Origin of the sequence: Streptomyces sp. NBC_00435, assembly GCF_036014235.1 — a bacterium.
Taxonomy (GTDB): domain Bacteria; phylum Actinomycetota; class Actinomycetes; order Streptomycetales; family Streptomycetaceae; genus Streptomyces.
Genome location: NZ_CP107924.1, coordinates 1,831,337 through 1,851,134 on the forward strand (window position 1 = coordinate 1,831,337; position 19,798 = coordinate 1,851,134).

Annotated in this window: 20 protein-coding genes; 14 read left to right on the top strand and 6 right to left on the bottom strand. The window is 73.3% G+C overall.

The genetic code is table 11. The annotated features are described in order from the left end of the window. Window positions 1-62 precede the first annotated feature (62 nt). Together hmgA and OG389_RS08390 are read left to right on the top strand one after the other, a co-directional pair. Window positions 63-1,397, top strand: coding sequence for a homogentisate 1,2-dioxygenase (hmgA, locus tag OG389_RS08385; RefSeq protein ID WP_328297831.1), 1,335 nt, complete (start codon window positions 63-65; stop codon window positions 1,395-1,397). Window positions 1,398-1,479: 82 nt separating this feature from the next. Next, window positions 1,480-2,229 (top strand): GntR family transcriptional regulator, encoded by a 750-nt coding sequence (locus tag OG389_RS08390; RefSeq protein WP_328297832.1) that lies wholly within the window; start codon window positions 1,480-1,482, stop codon window positions 2,227-2,229. 39 nt (window positions 2,230-2,268) lie between these two features. On the opposite strand, the gene OG389_RS08395 is transcribed toward OG389_RS08390, so the two are convergent. Beyond that, window positions 2,269-2,433, bottom strand: coding sequence for a hypothetical protein (locus OG389_RS08395; RefSeq protein WP_328297833.1), 165 nt, complete (start codon window positions 2,431-2,433; stop codon window positions 2,269-2,271). 160 nt (window positions 2,434-2,593) lie between these two features. Here OG389_RS08395 and OG389_RS08400 point away from each other — a divergent pair, with 160 nt between their 5' ends. Continuing rightward, entirely contained in the window at window positions 2,594-3,751 is a 1,158-nt protein-coding gene (locus OG389_RS08400) for a type ISP restriction/modification enzyme (RefSeq protein ID WP_328303604.1), read from the top strand. Window positions 3,752-3,831: 80 nt separating this feature from the next. Next, window positions 3,832-5,028 (top strand): CaiB/BaiF CoA transferase family protein, encoded by a 1,197-nt coding sequence (locus OG389_RS08405; protein WP_328297834.1) that lies wholly within the window; start codon window positions 3,832-3,834, stop codon window positions 5,026-5,028. Between the two features lie 63 nt (window positions 5,029-5,091). On the opposite strand, the gene OG389_RS08410 is transcribed toward OG389_RS08405, so the two are convergent. Next, window positions 5,092-5,361, bottom strand: a complete 270-nt coding sequence (locus tag OG389_RS08410) for a hypothetical protein (RefSeq protein ID WP_030720225.1) — start codon at window positions 5,359-5,361, stop codon at window positions 5,092-5,094. A gap of 301 nt (window positions 5,362-5,662) precedes the next feature. Here OG389_RS08410 and OG389_RS08415 point away from each other — a divergent pair, with 301 nt between their 5' ends. Then, entirely contained in the window at window positions 5,663-7,348 is a 1,686-nt protein-coding gene (locus OG389_RS08415) for a serine/threonine-protein kinase (RefSeq protein ID WP_328297835.1), read from the top strand. Between the two features lie 33 nt (window positions 7,349-7,381). Here the strand turns inward: OG389_RS08415 and OG389_RS08420 are convergent, their stop codons facing one another. Further along, complete coding sequence (locus tag OG389_RS08420; RefSeq protein ID WP_328297836.1) at window positions 7,382-8,182, bottom strand: SGNH/GDSL hydrolase family protein; 801 nt, start codon at window positions 8,180-8,182, stop codon at window positions 7,382-7,384. A gap of 213 nt (window positions 8,183-8,395) precedes the next feature. On the opposite strand from OG389_RS08420, the gene OG389_RS08425 reads away from it, so the two are divergent. Together OG389_RS08425 and OG389_RS08430 are read left to right on the top strand one after the other, a co-directional pair. Beyond that, entirely contained in the window at window positions 8,396-9,496 is a 1,101-nt protein-coding gene (locus OG389_RS08425; protein WP_328297837.1) for a DUF5925 domain-containing protein, read from the top strand. A gap of 96 nt (window positions 9,497-9,592) precedes the next feature. Beyond that, window positions 9,593-10,135, top strand: coding sequence for an FABP family protein (locus tag OG389_RS08430; RefSeq protein WP_328297838.1), 543 nt, complete (start codon window positions 9,593-9,595; stop codon window positions 10,133-10,135). An 11-nt stretch (window positions 10,136-10,146) separates the two neighbouring features. On the opposite strand, the gene OG389_RS08435 is transcribed toward OG389_RS08430, so the two are convergent. After that, window positions 10,147-10,539: a GntR family transcriptional regulator gene (locus OG389_RS08435; RefSeq protein ID WP_328297839.1), complete on the bottom strand. Its 393-nt coding sequence runs from the start codon at window positions 10,537-10,539 to the stop codon at window positions 10,147-10,149. A 72-nt stretch (window positions 10,540-10,611) separates the two neighbouring features. On the opposite strand from OG389_RS08435, the gene OG389_RS08440 reads away from it, so the two are divergent. The 4 genes from OG389_RS08440 to OG389_RS08455 all read left to right on the top strand — a co-directional run bounded on the left by OG389_RS08440 (window position 10,612) and on the right by OG389_RS08455 (window position 13,867). Beyond that, on the top strand, window positions 10,612-11,556 hold the full coding sequence (locus OG389_RS08440) for a GNAT family N-acetyltransferase (RefSeq protein WP_328297840.1): 945 nt from the start codon (window positions 10,612-10,614) through the stop codon (window positions 11,554-11,556). Next, a complete protein-coding gene (locus OG389_RS08445; protein ID WP_328297841.1) occupies window positions 11,553-12,047 on the top strand; it encodes a DUF402 domain-containing protein in 495 nt (164 codons plus the stop codon). The genes OG389_RS08440 and OG389_RS08445 overlap by 4 nt, the downstream gene beginning before the upstream one ends. 199 nt (window positions 12,048-12,246) lie before the next feature. Beyond that, window positions 12,247-12,501, top strand: coding sequence for a hypothetical protein (locus OG389_RS08450; protein WP_328297842.1), 255 nt, complete (start codon window positions 12,247-12,249; stop codon window positions 12,499-12,501). Window positions 12,502-12,811: 310 nt separating this feature from the next. Beyond that, window positions 12,812-13,867 (top strand): lytic polysaccharide monooxygenase auxiliary activity family 9 protein, encoded by a 1,056-nt coding sequence (locus OG389_RS08455; protein WP_328297843.1) that lies wholly within the window; start codon window positions 12,812-12,814, stop codon window positions 13,865-13,867. Window positions 13,868-13,947: 80 nt separating this feature from the next. Here OG389_RS08455 and OG389_RS08460 read toward each other — a convergent pair whose 3' ends face one another. Beyond that, window positions 13,948-14,808, bottom strand: coding sequence for an esterase/lipase family protein (locus OG389_RS08460; RefSeq protein ID WP_328297844.1), 861 nt, complete (start codon window positions 14,806-14,808; stop codon window positions 13,948-13,950). Window positions 14,809-15,051: 243 nt separating this feature from the next. Here OG389_RS08460 and OG389_RS08465 point away from each other — a divergent pair, with 243 nt between their 5' ends. The 3 genes from OG389_RS08465 to OG389_RS08475 are packed head-to-tail and all read left to right on the top strand — an operon-like array spanning window position 15,052 to window position 18,062. Next, on the top strand, window positions 15,052-16,170 hold the full coding sequence (locus OG389_RS08465; protein WP_328297845.1) for a DUF3533 domain-containing protein: 1,119 nt from the start codon (window positions 15,052-15,054) through the stop codon (window positions 16,168-16,170). Further along, the gene (locus tag OG389_RS08470; RefSeq protein ID WP_328297846.1) at window positions 16,167-16,829 is read left to right on the top strand and encodes an acetate uptake transporter; all 663 of its coding nucleotides are present in this window, start codon (window positions 16,167-16,169) and stop codon (window positions 16,827-16,829) included. The genes OG389_RS08465 and OG389_RS08470 overlap by 4 nt, the downstream gene beginning before the upstream one ends. A gap of 48 nt (window positions 16,830-16,877) precedes the next feature. Further along, window positions 16,878-18,062 carry an AAA family ATPase gene (locus OG389_RS08475; protein WP_328297847.1) on the top strand — a complete coding sequence of 395 codons (1,185 nt, stop codon included), beginning with the start codon at window positions 16,878-16,880 and terminating at the stop codon, window positions 18,060-18,062. A gap of 48 nt (window positions 18,063-18,110) precedes the next feature. Here OG389_RS08475 and OG389_RS08480 read toward each other — a convergent pair whose 3' ends face one another. Further along, window positions 18,111-19,763 carry an amidohydrolase gene (locus OG389_RS08480; RefSeq protein ID WP_328297848.1) on the bottom strand — a complete coding sequence of 551 codons (1,653 nt, stop codon included), beginning with the start codon at window positions 19,761-19,763 and terminating at the stop codon, window positions 18,111-18,113. Window positions 19,764-19,798 lie beyond the last annotated feature (35 nt).

Below are 19,798 nucleotides of genomic sequence, written 5' to 3' on the forward strand. Positions count from 1 at the left end.
CGCGCCGCCCCAGGAATCCTACTGTCAGGCATAGGATTCCATCGGCAGACCGGGAGCGTGCAATGAGCGTCGGCAGCGGCGGCGGCAGCGAGCAGGCGAGGAAGACGGCGGAGGCACTGGAGTACCTCACCGGCTTCGGCAACGAGCACAGCTCGGAGGCGGTTCCCGGCGCGCTCCCGATCGGGCGGAACTCGCCCCAGCGCTCCCCCCTCGGGCTCTACGCGGAGCAGCTCAGCGGAAGCGCGTTCACCGAGCCGCGCGCCCACAACCGCCGCTCCTGGCTCTACCGGATCCGCCCCTCGGCGGCGCACCCGCCCTTCACCCGGACCGGCAACGGCGCCCTGCGCACCGCACCCTTCACCGAGGCCCCGGCCGACCCCAACCGGCTGCGCTGGAACCCGCTGCCCGACCCGGCCCCGGGCACGGACTTCCTGGCCGGCCTCTGGACCCTGGGCGGCAACGGCGACGCCACCCAGCGCACCGGCATGGCCATCCACCTCTACTCCGCCGACTCCCCCATGACCGACCGGGTGTTCAGCGACTCCGACGGGGAGCTGCTGATCGTCCCCGAGCAGGGCGGCCTGCTGCTGCGCACCGAGTTCGGCCTGCTGAGCGCCCGCCCGGGCGAGGTGGCCCTGATCCCGCGCGGGGTCCGCTTCCGCGTGGAACTCCAGGACGGGACCGCCCGCGGCTACGTCTGCGAGAACTACGGGCAGCCCTTCGAGCTGCCCGGCCTGGGCCCCATCGGCGCCAACGGCCTGGCCGCCGCCCGTGACTTCCGGGCGCCCGTGGCCTCGTACGAGGACAGCGAGCGCCCGACCGAGGTGGTCAACAAGTTCTGCGGCAACCTCTGGACCGCGACCTACGACCACTCCCCGCTCGACGTGGTCGCCTGGTACGGCACGCACGTCCCGTACGTCTACGACCTGCACCGTTTCAACGTCCTGGGCTCGATCAGCTACGACCACCCCGACCCGTCCATCTTCACCGTGCTGACCTCGCCCTCCGACACGGCGGGCCTTGCGGGCGTGGACTTCGTGGTCTTCGCGCCGCGCTGGCTGGTCGGCGAGGACACCTTCCGGCCGCCGTACTTCCACCGGAACGTGATGAGCGAGTACATGGGGCTCATCGAGGGCGCCTACGACGCGAAGGCGGAGGGTTTCGTCCCCGGCGGCGGCTCCCTGCACAACATGATGTCCGCGCACGGCCCCGACCGGGAGACCTTCGACCGGGCGAGCGCCGCCGAGCTGAAGCCGCAGAAGATCGACGACGGCCTGGCCTTCATGTTCGAGACCCGCTGGCCGATCACGACGACGGCCCAGGCCGCCGGCGCGGACCACCTCCAGAGCGGATACGACGACGTCTGGCAGGGGCTCCAGCGCCACTTCCGCGCCTAACATCACGAGCACGCCGCGCGGCCCCGGCCCCGGCCCCGCCACCGTGCCCACCGCGCCCACCCCGTCGTACGGAGAACCACCCGTGACCGCCTTCGCCCCCGACTCGCTGGTACTGAACCGGAAGCTGCCGCTCTGGTACCAGGTCTCCCAGTCGCTGCGCGCCTCGATACTCGGGCGCACCGCGGACGCCTCGCTGCGCCTGCCCACCGAGGAGCAGCTCGCCGAGCACTACGGGGTGAGCGTGCTGACCATGCGGCAGGCGCTCAAGGAGCTGGAGACCGAGGGGCTCATCAGCCGCCACCGGCGGCGCGGGACCTTCATCGAACCGGGGGCGGTGCGCGGGGCCCCCGTCCGGCTGCTCGGCTCGGTCGACGCGATCGTGGCGCAGCAGTCGGGCGACCGTACGACGATCCTCGGCCACGAGCGGACGGCCGTGTCCGGGGAGCTGCTGGAGCACTTCCCGGACACGGCCGAGGTGGTCACGTACCGCAGGCTCCGGCACGACAGCGAGAGCGGCGAACCGACCAACTGGGCGGAGAACGCGGTGCGTCCGGAGCTCGCGGACTCCATCGACCTGGCCGATCTGGAGCGCTGGCCGATGACGAAGGTGCTGCGCGACATCGTGAAGGTCGACATCAGCCGGATCACCGACACGGTGGAGGCGCGCCTCGCGGACCCGCTCACGGCCGAGCTGCTCCAAGTGCCGCTGCTGAGCCCGATCCTGCACTACACAGGCGTGACGTACGACGGCAGCGGCCGCGTGGTGGACGTGGCGCGGATCCGCTACCGCGGCGACCGCTTCTCCTTCACGGTGACCGTCGACGCCCACTGACCACGCCCACTGACCACGCGCAGAGACCACGCCCACCCGCTACTTCCGGTCGTCCTCCTCCACCGCGCGCTCCCCCTCCGCCTGGGACGGCGTGGTGCGCATCGTCTGGGCGTGGCGCAGCTTCCGCTGCTTCTCGTCAAGGTCCTCGTCGAGCCGCTCCCCCTCGGCCTGCGACGGGGTCGAGTACTCGTCGTACTGGCTCATGACCGCCTCCCGGGGCGCCTGGTCGGCGCAGATGGCTCAGATCCATACATATGGAGCCTAACTCTCCGGCCTGGACACGGCCCGGCCGGCGGACGGCGTCGCTACCATCGGCCGGGTGAGCGCTGACGCACTTCCGCGGGACCCGCTGCTGGACGAACTGATGCCCTGGACCGTGGGTTCCCTGCGCCTGGGCCGGTCCTGGGTCGCGGCCCCCGATCCGGCGACCCTGCGGGCCCGCTGGGCGGCCCTGGCCGCCGCCGACGGCCCCGAGCGGGAGCGGCTGTTCCGTCCGACCCGGGCCCGGACCCCCGGCGCCGGGGCGGCCGCGCTGCCGGGCCAGCGCGCGGGCTCCACGGCCCGCTTCGCGGACACGCCCGGCACCCGCCCCGACCCCGTACGGATCCTGCGCGAGCCCTTCGACGAACAGTGGCTGCTGCCCGACCAGCGGCTCATCGACATGGCCCGCCCGGAGCTGTGGCGGGTCCTGGACGAGCACCAGCTGTTCGCCGTGGAGCCCGCGCAGACCCCGCGGAGCGCCGCACTGCTGGTCACCGCGCACCTCCCGGCCGGCCGGCTCGGCCGGATCCGGCCACTGCACCGCCGCCCGGGCGGCGCCGAGCCCAATCTCGCCCCCGGGCTGCAGCACCTGCTCGGCGAGCGCTACGGCACCTGGGTCACCCCCGAGGACGTGCTCTGCTGGATCCTCGCCGCCGGCCGCCCCGGGCCCCGGGGGTACGAGGTCCCGCTCACCGCCGACGCCGCGCGCTGGCGGGCCGGGCTGGAGCTGGGGCACCGGCTGCTCTCCGTCCAGCTGCGCGGGGCGCGCGGCGGCGAGGCGCCCCGGCTGCCCGGCGGGCGCAGGCCCTACGTCCGCTCCGCGCTGCCGGCCTGGCCCCGTGAGCTCTCGTACGACCCGGGGAGCGAGACGCTGAGCATCGGCGGCGGAGCCGGGGAGGCGGGCACCGTCTCACCCGTGCCCGCCGCGGCGTGGGAGTACGAGGTCCAGGGGGTCCGCGCCCTGGAGGCATGGTTCACCGCCCGGCTCGCCCACCGGGACCCTGCGGCGGAGGGACTGGACGCGCTGGGCCCGGCCCAGTGGCCGCCGGGCTGGACCTCGGAGCTGCTGGCCCTGGTGACGACCCTGGCGCTGCTGACCGAACTGGACCCGGAGCGGGCCGCGTTCGAGCCCGGTCCACCGCTGACCACCGCCGAGCTCCGGGCTGGCGGAGTCCTGCCGGCCCCACCCTGGGCGCGCCGCCCGGCCTCGGTCCTGGACCACCAGGAGGAGGGCCCGGGAGGCCAGTTCGCCCTGCTCTGAGCCGCACGACCGCCACCTCGGGCCGGCGCTCCCGTCCGCCCGGGGTGACAGCCCGGGGTCCGATCGAGTAGGCAGGGCCCATGGCTACCGAACCCCTTCCCCTCGACGGGATCACCGTCGTCGCCGTCGAGCAGGCCGTCTCCGCCCCCTTCGCCACCCGCCAGCTCGCCGACCTGGGCGCCAGGGTGATCAAGGTCGAGCGGCCCGACGGCGGCGATTTCGCCCGCGGCTACGACACCGCCGCGCACGGACTGGCCTCGCACTTCGTGTGGGCCAACCGGGGCAAGGAGTCGATCGCGCTCGACCTCAAGGACCCGCGCGGCCGTGAGGTCCTGCACGGGCTGCTCGACGGCGCGGACGTGTTCGTGCAGAACCTCGCCCAGGGGGCCGCCGCCCGGCTCGGGCTCGACTCGGCCGCGCTGTGCGCGCGCTACCCCCGGCTGGTCGCCGTGGACGTGTCGGGGTACGGACCCGAAGGCCCGTACGCCCACAAGCGCGCCTACGACATGCTCGTGCAGTGCGAGGCCGGTCTGGTCTCGGTGACCGGGACCCCGGAGCGGCCCGTGAAGGCGGGGATCCCGGCGGCGGACATCGCGGCCGCCATGTACGCCTTCTCCGGGGTGCTCGCGGCCCTGCTGCGGCGCGGGAGCACGGGGCGCGGAGGCAGGGTGGAGGTGTCGATGCTGGACGCGCTCGCCGAGTGGATGGGGCATCCGCTGCACCACACGATGCACGGCGGGGAGCAGCCGGTCCGCACCGGGCTCGCGCACGCGGTGATCGCACCCTACGACGCCTACGCGACGGCGGACGGTGACCGGGTGCTGCTGTCGGTGCAGAACGACCGGGAATGGCGGCGCCTGGCGGAACAGGTGCTGGAGCGGCCGGAGTTGGCCGATGACCCGGGGTACGAGACGAACGCGGCGCGCACCGGGAACCGGGAGAGGACCGACGCGGTGGTGGCCGACGCGCTGGGCCGGCTGGACGCGGACGCGGCGATCGCGCGGCTGGAGGCGGCGGGCATCGCCTGCGCGCGGCTGAACTCGGTGGCGCAGCTGGCGGCGCACCCCCAGCTGGCGGCCCGGGACCGCTGGCGGGAGGTGGGCTCGCCGGCGGGCCCGCTGCGGGCCCTGCTGCCGCCGATCGGACTGCCCGGCGGCGCGGCACCGCACATGGGTGCGGTGCCCGCGCTCGGTGAGCACACCGAACCGCTGCTGCACGCCCTGGGGATGACGGGCGAACAGATCACGGCACTGCGCCGGGACGGTGTGGTCCGCTGACTGGACAGGGTCGATCAGGCCGGGAACGAACGGCGGCGGCGCCGCCGGGACGGACGGGGACGGTTACGAACGGCGGCTGCCGAAGAGCGTGCGCCGCAGCCTCCGCAGGGGCGCGAAGAGCGACACGCGCGCACTCCGGCTCCGCAGACGGTGCGTGTGGTCGCGCGAGGTCAGCTCGCGCATGAGCAGCGTCGCCTCGGCGGTCTCGCGGTGCGGGACGGCGGGACCGCCCAGCACGGCGAGGTGGCGGTCGAGGCGCGAACTGGTCGCACCGCTGCCGCAAGTGATGGCAGGCACGCGTGGCGGCCTGCTGCGCATTGCTATCTGTTCCATGTCTCTCCCCACCCGTACGAGGGCACCCGGCCCACCGGGCAGGGTAACCCTATCGTCCCCACGTCGTGCGCGGGTATCCCGGTGGTGTGAATTGCCCGTGTGGCGAGCGGGAGTTGACGATTACTCAGCGGAGTCGACCGTCACTCTCCGCGAAATTTTCGACGGGGACGGGGCACCGCCCGCCCGCACCGAAGGTGGTCGCCCGACTCCTGTCGCGCCCGGGGCCACACGGCGCCCTCTGCGCTAACTTGGAGTGATCGTCCGGTAACGCTCCTGGGGACGCGCGTGAATGAGGCTTGCGGTGACTGATCCTGCGTCGTACGAAGGCGGCAGCGCCGAGCGGGTCGTCGCAGGACGCTACCGCCTGCTGGGCCCGCTGGGCCACGGCGGGATGGGAATGGTGTGGCGGGCCCGGGACGAGGTCCTGGGTCGCGAGGTGGCCGTCAAGGAGGTGCGCGCGCCTGCCGGGATGGACGAGGCCGAGGTGGCCCGGATGTACCGGCGCCTGGAACGGGAGGCGTGGGCCGCGGCCCGCGTCTCGCACCGGGGCGTCGTCACCGTCTACGACGTGGCCACCGAGGACGGCCGGCCCTGGATCGTGATGGAGATCGTACGGGGGCTCTCGCTCGCGGAGGTCCTGGAGGGCGACGGGCCGCTCACCCCGCAGCGGGCCGCGCACATCGGCGAGCAGGTGCTGGCCGCGCTGCGCTCCGCGCACGACGTGGGGGTGCTGCACCGGGACGTCAAGCCCGGCAACGTGCTGATCGCCAACGACGGCCGGGTGGTGCTCGGCGACTTCGGGATCGCCAGCCTGGAGGGCTCCACCGCCATCACCATGGCGGGCGAAGTGGTCGGCTCCCCCGAATTCCTGCCGCCGGAGCGTGCGTTGGGGCGGGAGCCCGGCCCCGAGTCGGACCTGTGGGCGCTCGGGGTGATGCTGTACACGGCCGTCGAGGGGGTCTCCCCCTTCCACAAGGACACCCCGGTGGCCACGCTGCGGGCCGTGGTGGACGAGGAGTTCCCGCCGCCGTTTCGGGCCGGGCCGCTGACGCCGGTACTGGAGGGGCTGCTGGTCAAGGACCCCGCGGAGCGGCTGTCCCCGGCGGAGACGGCCCGCATGCTGCGCATCGTCGGCGCGGGCGGGACCGTGCGGAGCTCCGGCGGCCCGGGGTCGGGGCTCGTGTCGGGACCGGCGGCGGGGCCGGTCCCGGGGGCGGACGACCCGACCTCCGTCGCGCGGCACGGGCACGGACGTCCCACCCCGCCGCTGCCGATGCCCCCCGCGACCGCGGCGGCGTCGATGCGGTCCCTTCCCCCCGGGCCCCGGCAGAACCGGGCGGGGGTGGTGCTGACCGGCGGGATCGTGGTGCTGCTCGTGGTGGTGGTACTGCTGGGCTGGCTCCTGCTGAAGGGACACGGGTCCGGTGCCGGCACCGGGGACGGCCCGACGCCCACCCCGGCCGTCACGCAGAGCGCTCCGACCTCCCCCACCCCCTCACCGAGCGCGTCGCCCTCCCCTTCGCCCTCCCCCTCCCCCTCCCCTTCGGCCACGCCCCCGCCGAACGTCACCGTGTCCGGCGTGCAGGCCGTCCGGGACACCTACCGCGGCACCTGTCCCGCGCCCGCCGCCCAAGCCCCCGCCTTCACCGCGACGGTCTCGGTGGACCGCACCCCGGCGGTGGTGGAGTACCGGTGGGCCACGCGCAGCGGGCAGACCTCCGGCCCCGGCTGGCAGACCCTCAACTACCCGGCGGGTGGGCCGGGGAGCGTGCGGCTGGACCATACGGAGCTGACGCACTTCCCCGGAGCGACCTTCGAGGACGCGGTGCGACTGGAGATCCGGGCACCCGCGGAGGCGGCTTCGGCCTGGCTGGAGTTCTCGGTGACGTGCGAGGAGGAGACCCCGACGAGCGGGGCCCCCTCCCCGGGCACCTCCGGACCGAGCGGTCCCCCGTCGCCCGAGCCGGGTCCGACCGTCAGTCCGTGAGCGCCGTCAGTACGTGCGGTCCGCCCCCGCCTGTCAGGACGCGCTGGTGAAGGCGGGCAGGTATCCGCCGGACTGCCCGGCGGCGGTGGGGTGGTACGACTCGCCGATGTTCAGCCAGTTGAGGCTGTGCAGCCACTCGCTGCCGGAGCAGATCTCGTGGCCGGTGAAGCCGCCGGCGACCGGGGCGAAGGCGAAGCCGTGGTTGGCCGCGCGCTTGGCGAGGGCCGCGTTGAGGTAGTCAGAGCCGCCGTTGATGGCCGTGCGCTCGCCTTCAGTGAGTCCGGCGACGCAGTTTCCGTTGAGCTTGTAGAAGCGGGGATAGCCGAGGACGACCACGCGGGCGCCCGGGGAACGGCTGTGGATGGCGTTGTAGACCTGGTCGAGCTGGCCGGGGAGCGTGGAGTCCACGTACGCCTTGGCCTGGTTGACCCGGCTGACGCAAGTTGACTCGGACTGGAGGACACAGGTGGTCATGACGTCGGAGAAGCCGGCGTCGTTGCCGCCGATGGTGATGCTGACCAGGTCGGTGCCGGCGTTCAGCGGTCCGAGCTGGCTGTTCATCACATCGCCGGTACGGGCGCCCGAGCAGGCGACGAAGGAGAACGTCTGCGGGGCGTGCGTGGCGGCCCAGAGCGCTGGGTAGGCGCGGGTGGTCCGCTTGCAGTTTCCGCTGGAGCTGTCGTAGTTGCCGGCGCCGACGCCGGAGGAGTACGAGTCGCCGAGGGCGACGTAGCCGAAGTCGGCGGCGGCGGTGGCCTGGCCGGCACCGAACAGGGCCGCGCCCGCGGCGAGTGACAGGGCAGAGGCCAGAGCGGCGAAACGAGTCATTCTCATGATGTGCGGCTCCTCGTGGGGGGTTGAGCCGGAGTTACTCCTGAGTCCGTGGTACAAGCAGCCGAGGTCCGCTGGAAGTGTCCATGCCAAGAATGTTCGGGGTAGGGATACGGCCCGAATCTTCACCCGCACGGCGTTTGAAGAGGGAATTCCGCCACCCGATCCGGCGAAACACTGGTGCGTGAGGGCAGTTCGTGCCGGATCATGGGCGCCATGCCAGCCAACCCTCAAGACGCACTGCCGATCCGGCTCAACGTCGACGACAGCGACTCCCCGTCGGACGTCGTCGACGCGCTGTTCCTCGGCCGCTTCGCGTCCGGCGAGCAGCCCTACTCGCACAGCGTGTCGATCGACCGGGTCAAACCCGGCGCGACCCTGCTGCCGTCCGCGGCCACGGTGCTGCGCTCGGCCCGCGACAGCGACCGCAGCGCGACGCTCGCCGAGGGCGAGGGGTGGACCATGCTCGTCTCCCGCTGGAGCCGGGGCGCGGACGTCACGGTGACGGCGGTCAGCGACGAACTCGCCGCCGGCGTGCTGGGCGAGGCCACCGAGGATGCCCTGGACGAACCCGAACCGCAGCCCACGAGCGTCGCGATGGGGTTCTGGTACGTCTCACCGCGCCGCGGCCCCTACCGCACGACGCGGCAGATCACGGCCGGTACGTGGGCGGAGGTGCGGCCCAACTACACGGCTCCGGTGGCCGGGGCGATGGACCGGCTGATGAAGGTCACACCGGACGACATCGCCGGGAGGCTGCTCCTGCTGCACGGCCCCCCGGGCACCGGGAAGACCTCGGCTCTGCGGACGCTCGCCCGGTCCTGGCGGGAGTGGTGCCAGGTGGACTGCGTACTGGACCCGGAGCGGCTGTTCAACGACATCGGCTACCTGATGGACATCGCGATCGGCGAGGACGAGGGCACGGCGAAGAGCCGCTGGCGGCTGCTGCTCCTGGAGGATTGCGACGAGCTGATCCGCGGCGAGGCCCGGCACACCGCCGGACAGGCGCTGTCACGGCTGCTCAACCTCACGGACGGCCTGCTCGGCCAGGGGCGCAACGTCCTGGTGGGCGTCACGACCAACGAGGACCTGGAGCGGCTCCACCCGGCGGTGGTCCGGCCCGGGCGCTGCCTGGCCCGCATCGAGATCGGCAAGCTGACGCACCGGGAGGCGGTGGACTGGCTCGGCACCGACGAGGGCGTCTCCCGCGAGGGCGCGACACTGGCGGAGCTCTACGCCCTGCGCCGCGGCGCATCGGGCCCCTCCGCGCTCCTCCCGCCGCAGGGCCACGACTCCGAAGCGGGGCTCTACCTGTAGGGGCCGGGCGCGCGCGGCGACGACAATGGGGGCGCGGCCGGAGCCCCCACCAGCCGTGTGCACCCCCGGGGGACCCACGAAACAGGAGAACGCACCGTGTTCGAACCGGCGCAGGAGAATCCCTTCCCCGACAGCCACGTCCTCGGCGAGGGCCCCGAGCCGCATCCGCAGCTCCAGCCGGTGCTCGGCCTCATCGGACGCTGGCACGGGCGGGGAAGCGGCGAGTACCCGACCCTGGAGCACGGGTTCCGCTACGAGCAGGAGATCACCTTCAGTCACGACGGCAGGCCCTTCCTGCGCTACGAGTCCCGCGCCTGGCTGATCGACGGGTCCGGGGCGGCCCTGCGTCCCGCCGGGCGGGAGGCGGGATGGTGGCGGATCCTGCCGGACGCCGGCGTCGAGGTCACGCTCGCCCATCCGACGGGCATCACCGAGACGTACACCGGCCACGTGTCCGGTGCGGAGATCGAGATGGAGACCGGGACCGTGGGGCTGACCCCCCGGGCCAAGGAGGTGACCGGTATGCGGCGGCACTACTCCCTCCAGGAGGGCGAGCTGACGATCGTGCAGGAGATGGCCGCCGTGGGACAGCCCATGCAGCACCACCTCCAGGCGCGACTGCTGCGCCGCAAGGACTGACCGCCCGGGTATCAGCCCGCGTATCGCGCGCGCAGGGCGTCCAGCGCCGTCGCCGTCGCCTCGTCGAAGGTCAGGCCCAGCCGCCGGACCCGCTCCGCATAGGCCTGCGCGGCGGCGGCCGCCTCCCGGGCGGGCCCGTCGCCGGCCGCGGCGACGAAGCTGCCGGCCCGGCCGCGCGTCTCGATGACCCCGTCCGACTCCAGCGCCCGGTACGCCTTCGCGACCGTGTTCGCCGCCAGTCCCAGCTCTTCCGCGAGTCCGCGCACCGTCGGCAGTTTGAACCCGGCCGGCAGCCGCCCCGTCCGCGCGCCCGCCGCGATCTGGGCGCGCAACTGCTCGTAGGGAGCGGCAGCGCCCGCCGCGCCGTCGATGCGGATCTTCAGGTGCGTGGAAGTCGGGGTCACACGGGCGATTCTCCCCCATCGGCCGGGAAATTCGCAGGCGGTCGGTGTCCTGCCACCCATACCGTCACACACATGACCACAACCATCCGCGATCTGCGCCCGAACGACCTGGACGATGCCGGTTCCGTCGTACGGGTGCGCCGCGCAGCCCTCCCCTTCATGATCAGCACGGCCCGCGGGGTGGCCTTCGAACTGGCCTCCGCCCACACCGACAAGCGCTACCGCATCCTGGTCGCCGAGGACGGTGAGGGCCTGGTCATCGGCACCGCCCAGGTGGGCATCGCCTACGACAGCACTGAGCCCGGCCAGGGCTTCGTCAACGCCTACGTCGACCCCACCCACCGCGGGCTCGGCGCCGGGAGCGCGCTGCTGCGCACCGCCGAGGAGCATTTGACGGCCGAGCGCGCGAAGGACTCGTACGCCTGGGTCCTCGACGAGCCGGCGCACCGCGCCTTCGCCGAACGCCACGGCTACCGCGCCTCGCGCTCCGCGCACTTCCTGCGGCGCGACCTGACCGCGACCGGCCTGCCGGCCCTTCCCGGGAACCTGGCGGCCGGGGTGGAACTGCGTACCGGCTCGGCCTTCGCCGCCGATCCGCGCCCCCTCTTCGACGCCGACTCGGCGGCGAGCCTGGACGAACCGGGCGACGTACCGACGGAGCTCGACGACTACGAGGACTGGCTGCGGCAGACCTGGAACCACCCGTACCTGGACCGGGAACTCACCACCGTGGTCCTGGTGAACGGCGAGGTGGCCGCCTTCACCGCCGCCCACACCGACGGAGCCACCCGCTACTCCTCCGCCATGACCGGCACCCTGCGCGCGTTCCGCGGCCTGGGGCTGGCCCGGCTCGCCAAGACCGACTCCCTGCTGCGGGCCCGCGCGGCCGGCTACACGGAGGCGTTCACCGGCAACGACACCGGCAACGCGCCGATGCTCGCCGTCAACACCTGGCTCGGGTACGGGGTCTGCGCCACCGAGACCCGCTTCGCGAAACGACTGGGGACGCCACGATGACCGACCGCCGCCCCGACCGGCTGACCGTGACCCTCACCAAGGCGGGCCGCACCAAGATCCGCTACCCGGCCGAGCTGGTGGCCGACTCGGGCACCCGGATCACCGTACGGGCGCCCTGGGCGGCCCCTGGCGTACGGGACTTCGGGTTCGTGCGCTTCGAGCCCGGCGACGTGTTCACGGAGCACTTCTGGCGCGACCGCTGGTACGCGGTGAAGGAGGTGCGGACCGGCGAGGGCGTGCTCAAGGGCTGGTACTGCGACGTGACCCGCCCGGCCTCGGTGGCGGACGGCGCGATCGTGGTCGAGGACCTGGACCTCGACCTGTGGGTGTCGGCGGACGGGACCTCCGTGCTGCGGCTCGACGAGGACGAGTTCGCCGGGAGCGGGCTCGCCGCCACCGACCCCGAGGCGGCCGCACAGGCCGTACGGGCCCTCGACACCCTGGAGGCCCAGGCCCGCTCGGCCGCCGGACTGGCCGCGCTGCTGACCTGAGGGAACGCGCATGCCGAGCGGGGCCGCAACGACGTATCCGGCCGGCGCCATCGGCCGGACGGGCTCGGCCTGGTCAACGCGGTACGGGAACGCGATCGGCGGGCTGCTCCCGGCAGGGATCGCTCGACCGGATGAACCTCCCGTACCTCGGCTGCGTCTTCACGCTCGATTGTTCCTACACACGCAGGAGAAGAGCCCGTTGACCGAGAAGGACGTTGAGCGGACCGACGAGCGGGGTTACGACCCGGGGCCCTGGTGGGCGGGGCTCGGGACGTGGGGAGCCGTCGGATTGATCGTCTTCGGGGGCCTCTGGGCAGTGTGGATCTCCCTCCGGCTGCCCGGCACCCCGGAAAACCCGGCAACCGGCTACTACCACGCCGCCAAGGTCCTCGCCGTCGGCCTGGTACTCGCGGGCAGCTCTCTGCTGGGCCGCCGCCGTCGGGGTGCCCGGTGAGCGCCGTCGGCCGGCACGACGTCCCAGTCGCGCACCGCCCGGGACGGTAGAGGCAGGATCCGTCGGGGCATCAGGGCTCCGCGAGCCCGCTACCTGAGCCCCCGCTTACCGCCTCCTTAACTGCGCCCTAAGGATCGGCCCCCCGGGTGCGAACCCGGCGGAACACGGGGTCCGGGCGGTTAGTTTGGCTGGGCCAGGGAGGGCCGGAGGCGGCGCCGCGTACCCGTGAGGGGGCGGCGCCGCACTGCCCCGCCCCTCCGGCCCACCCATCACTCGCGCTGCCATGTGCCGTGCCCAGAGGAGATCCGCCATGCCCGCACGCCGTACCGCCGCCCGTATCGCCGCCGCCGGACTCGCCCCGCTCGCCGTGGCCGCGTACGCCACCGCGCCCGCGGCCGCCCACGGCTCGATGACGGACCCGGTCAGCCGGGTGGCGGCGTGCTACGCGGAGGGACCGGAGGCCCCGAAGTCGGCGGCCTGCAAGGCGGCGGTCGCGGCGAGCGGGGCGCAGGCGTTCTACGACTGGAACGCGGTGAACATCGCCAACGCGGCCGGGCAGAGCAAGTCCCTGATCCCGGACGGGAAGCTGTGCTCCGCCGGCAACGACAAGTACCGGGGGCTGGATCTGGCGCGCGCCGACTGGCCGGCGAGCCCCATGGCTCCGGGCGCGCACACCTTCCGCTACAAGGGGACCGCCCCGCACAAGGGCTCCTTCGAGCTGTACGTGACCAAGGACGGCTACGACCCGTCGAAGCCGCTGAAGTGGTCCGACCTGGAGCCGGCGCCCTTCGTGAAGGTCTCCGACCCGGGGATGCAGAACGGCGACTACGTCTTCTCCGGCACCGTCCCGAACAAGAGCGGCCGGCACCTGATCTACAGCGTCTGGCAGCGCTCGGACAGCCCGGAGGCCTTCTACACCTGCTCGGACGTGGTCTTCGGCAAGGACAACGGCGGGAGCGGCGCGGGCACCGGCACCGGCGGCGCCACGGGCGGTACGGGCGCCACCGGCGGTACGGGCGGCAAGCCGAGCGCGAAGCCGGGTTCCACGCCCTCGCAGCGGCCCTCGCAACAGCCGTCGCAGGAGCCGTCCGAGCGGCCTTCGGCCCCCACCGACCAGCAGATCTCCGACGGCGCCGGCAAGTCCACCGTGGAGCACAACGGGCACGGGGACAACGACCCGAGGACGAACGGCGACGCGACCCCCTCCCCGATCCCCCCGAAGGGCGGGACCGACCTCGCGGAGACGGGCGGCAGCGGCGCCACCCCGGTGATCGCGATCGCCGGGGCCGGCACCCTGGCCGCCGGCGCGGCCGTGCTGTTCGGGCTGGCCCGCCGCCGTGCGACCCCGGGCCGCCACGGCCGCTGACGGGCACCCGTCGAGCCCGCCGGGGGTGGGCGGCCCGTTCGTCGGGCCGCCCACCCCCGGCACTCGTCGGCCGTCGGCCGTCAGCCGAAGACCGAGGCGCAGGTGGTCCGTTCGGCGTGCGCCGGGTCGAGGGCGTTGGCCGCCTCGTGCCAGGCGATCCGGTCGGTGAGGCCGATGGCCACGTGCTCCGACAGGTCCAGCACGCACAGGTCCTGGAGCAGCACGTTGCGGACGTTCGCCCCGGTGAGGAACTGGCTCCGGTAGGGGGTCACCACCTCGTCGTAGCGGGTGGCGATCACCGTGTAGGCGACCCCGGGGACGGTGTCGCCGCCCGCGTTCAGCTTGTTCTGGAAGGCCGATCCGGCGATCTGGTCGGCGAGCCCCGGGGTGGCGGTGCTGATCAGGTCCTCGGCCCCGGGGAAGTACGGGAGGAGCTGGGCCAGGCCGTCGAGGGTCGTGCCGTGGTTGTCGGGGGCGAGTCCGACCAGGGCGTTGACCTTGGCGGCGCCGCCGAGGAACTTCAGGTAGTAGCGCGGCATCATGCCGCCCTGGGAGTGGCCGACGAGGTCGACCCTGGACGTGCCGGTCGAGGCGAGCACCTTGTCGACGAAGACGTCGAGCTGGCCGGCGGACTTGTCGATGGGGCCCAGCCCGTTGAAGAACGGGACGCCGGGCAGTTGCCCGTAGTCGAGGGAGTAGACGCAGTAGCCCCGGTGGACGAGGTACGGCGCGAAGCCCAGCCAGTTGTCGACGGAGTTCCCGAAGGTCCCGTGGACGAGGACCACGGGCCGGGGATGGGCGGCGGACGGCTTGCAGGACCAGTTGTTCCAGCCGCTGCTCGGCGCCGGGGCGGCCTGGGCCGCGCCGGTGGGGGCGACGAGAACGGCGGCGGTCAGGGTGAGGACGGCCAACGGGCGGAGCAGGCGTCTCCAGGGCAGCATCGTGTGATCTCCTTGCGGCTCAAGGGGAGTAACGAGGGATGGCGCGGGAAGTACGTGGGGGTTCATCCCGTGATCCGGATCACAAGGGGTGCTGCAGCCGTTAAATTACGGGCGAGTAGCAAGACTGGGAAGTTACGCGTCGGTAAAAGATGAGCCGGTTTCGGCGGCGGCCACCCGGACCGGCGTCATCCATTCGGCCCTCCCCTGCTGCGCTCCGCCCCCGGTACGCCGAGCGTGTGAGACATGACCCAGCCCACGAACGCAGACTCAGGGCAGTCCGGCGGGTTCCTCGCCGAGATCAAGGACGCCGTGACCACCCGGGCCGCCCTGCTGGTCCTGGGCGTGCTCGCGCTCCAGCTCGCCTTCATCACCTCGTACGTCGGGGCCTTCCACCACCCCAAACCGAGCGAGATCCCGATCGCCGTCGCGGCGCCCGCCCAAGCGGTCTCCAAGCAGTCCGCGAAGCAGCTCGCCGCCCTGCCCGGCAAGCCCCTCGATCCCCGCGCGGTCAAGGACGAGGCGACGGCGCTGAAGCAGATCCGCAACCGGGACGTGGACGGCGCGCTGGTCATCGACCCGACGAGCAAGACCGACAGGCTGCTGGTCGCGAGCGGCGGCGGCGCCTCCCTGTCGCAGGCCCTCGAAGAGGTCGTCGGACTCGTCGAGACCAGCCAGGGCCGCACCTTCCAGGTGGTCGACGTGGCCCCGACGGCCAAGGGTGACGCCCGCGGCCTGAGCTCCTTCTACCTGGTGGTCGGCTGGTGCGTGGGCGGCTACCTGTGCGCCGCGATCCTCGCGATCAGCGCGGGCGCCAGGCCCGCGAACATCCACCGCGCCGTCATCCGGCTCGGCGCGCTGCTGGTGTACTCCGTCGCGGCCGGTCTGCTCGGGGCGGTCATCGCCGGCCCGGTCCTGGGCGCGCTGCCCGGAAGCATCATGGGCCTGTGGGGACTCGGCACGCTCGTCGTCTTCGCCGTCGGCGCCATCACCCTGGCCTTCCAGGGCCTGGCGGGCGTGGTCGGCATCGGTCTGGCGATCCTGCTGGTGGTGGTGTTCGGCAATCCGAGCGCGGGCGGCGCCTACCCGTACCCGCTGCTCCCGCCGTTCTGGAAGGCCATCGGACCGGCCCTGCCGCCGGGCGCTGGCACGTACGCCGCGCGCTCGATCGCGTACTTCAAGGGCAATGACCTCACCGGGCCGCTGCTGGTCCTGAGCGGCTGGGCGGTGCTCGGCTCGGCCGTCACCCTGGCCTGCGCGGTGTTCCGCAGGGGCAAGGCCGGGGCGGCCGTGGGCAGCGGGCTGCCCGAGGGACCCGAGGACCCGGACCTCTCCGGCGCGGCGGCGAAGTCGACCGGCCGATGAACAATCCGATCCACCGCAATCGTCAGGGACCGGCCGAACAGGCCGTCTCCGTCAAGCGGATGGAGCCCAGCGCCCAGGCCCAGCTGGGTGCGCTCGGCCTCACCGGCTTCATCGTCGTCACCACCCTCGCCACCGGCATCGACGCCGGGATCTTCCCCGAGAAGCTCAGCCACTCCGTGCTGCCGCTCGTCGGATTCTTCATCGGCGGGCTCGCCCAGCTGCTGGCCGGGCTCTTCCAGGCGCAGCGCGGCGACACCTGGCACGCCACCGTCTTCGGCGGCTTCGGCCTGTTCTGGATGGCGAAGGCCCTCCTGCTCCAGTGGGTGCTGCCGGCGACCGATCCCGCGCTGCGCGGGGACGTCAGCGGGCTGTTCGCACTGCCGTGGGTGTTCGTGGTGTTCGTGCTGTGGATCGGCAGCTGGCGGATCCACCTGGTGCTGCTGTCGACGTTCACGTGCGTGCTGGTGGTCTTCGTCGGCATGACCATCAGCGGGTTCACCGGCTCGGTGATCTGGAGCCGGATCACCGGCTGGAGCGGGCTGCTGGCCGCGCTCGGAGCCACGTACCTGCTCGCCGGGCAGATCATGGCGAGCACCTGGGGCCGCCAAGTGCTCCCGATGGGCCGCTTCCTGGCCCCCGAGGAGCACCCGGAGGCGTGACCGCACGCGATCCCGGCGACATGATCCCGAAGGCGTGATCCCGAAGACATGATCACCACACTGGCCGTCGAGAACTACCGCTCGCTGCGCAGGCTGATCGTCCCGCTCGGCCGGCTCACGGTGGTGACCGGGGCGAACGGTACGGGCAAGTCGAGCCTGTACCGGTCGCTGCGGCTGCTGGCCGACTCCGCGCGGGGCGGCGCCGTCGCGGCGCTCGCCCGGGAGGGCGGGCTGCCCTCCACGCTGTGGGCGGGTCCGGAGAAGACCGGGCGGGCCGTCCGCGAGGGGCGGTACGCCGTCCAGCCGACGGTCCGCTCCGAACCGGTGAGCCTGCGGCTCGGGTTCGCCGGGGACGAGTTCGGCTACGCGGTGGACTTCGGGCATCCGCAGCCGGTCCCGGGCTCGCTCTTCGGCCTGGACCCCGAGATCAAGCGCGAGTGCACCTGGGCCGGTCCCGTCCTGCGCCCGGCCGCCCTGCTCTCGGACCGCGCGGGCCCCGCCGTGCGGACCCGGACGGCGGACGGCGGCTGGCACCGCACCCAGGGCGCCCTGCGTCCGTACGACTCCGTGCTCAGTGAACTCGCGGACCCGCAGCTGGCTCCGGACCTGCTCGCCCTGCGCGACCTGATCCGCTCCTGGCGGTTCTACGACCACGTCCGTACGGACGCCGACGCGCCGGCCCGCGGCCCGCGCGTGGGGACCCGTACTCCGGTGCTCGCCGCGGACGGCTCCGACCTGCCGGCCGCGCTCCAGACGATCCGGGAGACCGGCGACCACGCCGCACTGGACGCGGCCGTCGAGGCGGCCTTCCCGGGCAGCCGCGTCGCCGTCGCGGAGCGGGACGGCCGGTTCGAGCTGGAGCTCCACCAGCACGGGCTGCTGCGTCCCCTGGGCGCGGCGGAACTCTCCGACGGCACGCTGCGGTACCTGCTGTGGACGGCGGCCCTGCTCACCCCGCGCCCGCCGGCCCTGATGGTGCTCAACGAGCCGGAGACCAGCCTCCATCCGGATCTCCTGGAACCCCTCGCGGACCTGATCCTGACGGTGGGCCGGAACACCCAGACGGTGGTGGTCACGCACGCCACGCCGCTGGCGGACGCCCTGGCGGCGGGCACCCGCCGCCACCGGGTGGACCTCCGGACCATCACCCTGGTCAAGGACTTCGGCCAGACCGAGGTCGCCGGGCGCGAGGGTCCGCTGGACGAGCCCCTGTGGTACTGGCCGAAGCGCTAGGGACCACGACGGCCACACGACGGCCGCCTCCACCACACCGTCGGCGGATCAGCCCGCCCGGTGGACGACTTCCCCCGCGACCACGACGACCTCCGCGACCGTTCCCGGGATCCGCTCCGGGGCCACCGCGAGGATGTCCCGGGACAGCACCACGAAGTCCGCCGCCTTGCCCACCGTGAGGGAACCCCGGTCCTGTTCCAGGAAGTTGGCGTACGCCGAGCCCATCGTGTAGCCGTACACCGCCGTCGCGACGTCCACCGTCTCCTCCTCCTGCCAGGGGTCCCCACCGGCCAGCGGGCGCCGGGTCAGCGCCGTGTAGATGCCGATCATCGGGTCCATCTCGGCGACGTTCCAGTCGCTGGAGAAGGCCAGCACCGCCCCGGCCTCGGACAGGCTCCGCATGGGCCACGCCTTGTGCCAGCGTTCCTCCCCCACGTTCTCCGCCCAGTCCTGCCCGGGGCCCGCGATCTCCGGCGCGCAGTGCCTGGGCTGCATGCAGGCCACCACCCCGAGCCGCTCGAAGCGCGGGACGTCCTCGGGGTCCAGGCACTCCACGTGCACCACCTGGTGGCGGGCGTCGCGCGGGCCGTTGACCGCCCGGGCGTGCTCGACCGCGTCGAGGACCGTACGGATGCCCCGGTCGCCCGTGGCGTGGACGAAGCACTGGAAGCCGCGCGCGTCCAGCCGCGCGAGGAGCTCCGCGAACTCCTCCGCCGGGTAGAAGGTCTCGCCCCGGTGCGCCCCGCAGCCGGTGTACGGCTCCAGCAGAGCGGCCGTGCGCGGCTCCACCACGTCGTCGATGTAGAGCTTGAGGGGGCCGACCCGGAAGCGGTCGCCCGCGTGCACGCGGGCCGCCGCCTCGAAGAGGTCGAGGTCCTCCTCGGTGGTGCCGCGCGGGTGGAACAGCGCGGCGACGATCCGTGAGCGCAGCCGTCCCTCGGCGCGCGCCCGGTCGTACAGTTCCAGATCGTCCAGGGAGTTCTGCGGCTCCACGACCGTGGTGATCCCGAAGCCGATCGCGTCGTCGAGGCTCTTGGCGAGGCGGCCGTACTGCCGGTCCGGCGAGGCCCACGGCACGCCCAGGTCGCGCAGGGCACGGTGACCGTCGCGGGAGAGGCCCTTGATCGCGAAGTCCTTGACGAAGCCGGTGGGCTCGCCCGTCGCCGGGTCGGTGGCGGCCGTACCGAAGGGCAGGTCGGTACGGTCCTTCGCGACTCCGAGCCGGCGCATCGCCGCGGTGTTCAGCCAGGCCGTGTGCACGTCGTAGGAGAGCACGATCGCCGGGGTGTCCCCGGTGACCGGGTCCAGGTCGGCGGCGGTGGGCATGCGCCCACCGGGGATCGCGGAGTAGTCGAAGGCCTCGGCCTCGATCCACCCGGCGTCCGGGTTGGCTTCCTTCCACGCGCCGATCCGGTCGAGGATGGCGTCGAGCGTCCGCACCCCGGCGAGCTGCACGCACGCGTCGTCGGAGCCGAGCCGGACGTGGTTGTGGGCGTCGATGAACCCGGGGAGGACGAGCCGGCCGGCCGCGTCGATCCGCTCGGTGCCGGGTCCCGCCCATTCCTCGGCCTCCGCGTCCGGGCCGACCCAGACGATCCGCCCGTCGCGCACGGCGAGGGCCTGGGCCTCGGGCAGCTCGGGGTCGACGGTGTGGATGCGGGCTCCGGTGAGGAGGAGATCGGCGGGGGCGGGGTGCGACATGGGGTGGTGCTCCTGTGCAGAGGGGGTACGGGAGG

Excerpts from the sequence above, each read along its gene's own strand:
- OG389_RS08460 (WP_328297844.1), bottom strand. The coding sequence starts at position 14,808 with ATGCTGCCCTGGAGACGCCTGCTCCGCCCGTTGGCCGTCCTCACCCTG.
- OG389_RS08445 (WP_328297841.1), top strand. The coding sequence starts at position 11,553 with ATGACCGACCGCCGCCCCGACCGGCTGACCGTGACCCTCACCAAGGCG.
- OG389_RS08420 (WP_328297836.1), bottom strand. The coding sequence starts at position 8,182 with ATGAGAATGACTCGTTTCGCCGCTCTGGCCTCTGCCCTGTCACTCGCC.
- OG389_RS08480 (WP_328297848.1), bottom strand. The coding sequence starts at position 19,763 with ATGTCGCACCCCGCCCCCGCCGATCTCCTCCTCACCGGAGCCCGCATC.
- OG389_RS08465 (WP_328297845.1), top strand. The coding sequence starts at position 15,052 with ATGACCCAGCCCACGAACGCAGACTCAGGGCAGTCCGGCGGGTTCCTC.
- OG389_RS08425 (WP_328297837.1), top strand. The coding sequence starts at position 8,396 with ATGCCAGCCAACCCTCAAGACGCACTGCCGATCCGGCTCAACGTCGAC.
- OG389_RS08455 (WP_328297843.1), top strand. The coding sequence starts at position 12,812 with ATGCCCGCACGCCGTACCGCCGCCCGTATCGCCGCCGCCGGACTCGCC.
- OG389_RS08405 (WP_328297834.1), top strand. The coding sequence starts at position 3,832 with ATGGCTACCGAACCCCTTCCCCTCGACGGGATCACCGTCGTCGCCGTC.
- OG389_RS08475 (WP_328297847.1), top strand. The coding sequence starts at position 16,878 with ATGATCACCACACTGGCCGTCGAGAACTACCGCTCGCTGCGCAGGCTG.
- OG389_RS08395 (WP_328297833.1), bottom strand. The coding sequence starts at position 2,433 with ATGAGCCAGTACGACGAGTACTCGACCCCGTCGCAGGCCGAGGGGGAG.
- hmgA (WP_328297831.1), top strand. The coding sequence starts at position 63 with ATGAGCGTCGGCAGCGGCGGCGGCAGCGAGCAGGCGAGGAAGACGGCG.
- OG389_RS08400 (WP_328303604.1), top strand. The coding sequence starts at position 2,594 with ATGCCCTGGACCGTGGGTTCCCTGCGCCTGGGCCGGTCCTGGGTCGCG.
- OG389_RS08470 (WP_328297846.1), top strand. The coding sequence starts at position 16,167 with ATGAACAATCCGATCCACCGCAATCGTCAGGGACCGGCCGAACAGGCC.
- OG389_RS08440 (WP_328297840.1), top strand. The coding sequence starts at position 10,612 with ATGACCACAACCATCCGCGATCTGCGCCCGAACGACCTGGACGATGCC.
- OG389_RS08410 (WP_030720225.1), bottom strand. The coding sequence starts at position 5,361 with ATGGAACAGATAGCAATGCGCAGCAGGCCGCCACGCGTGCCTGCCATC.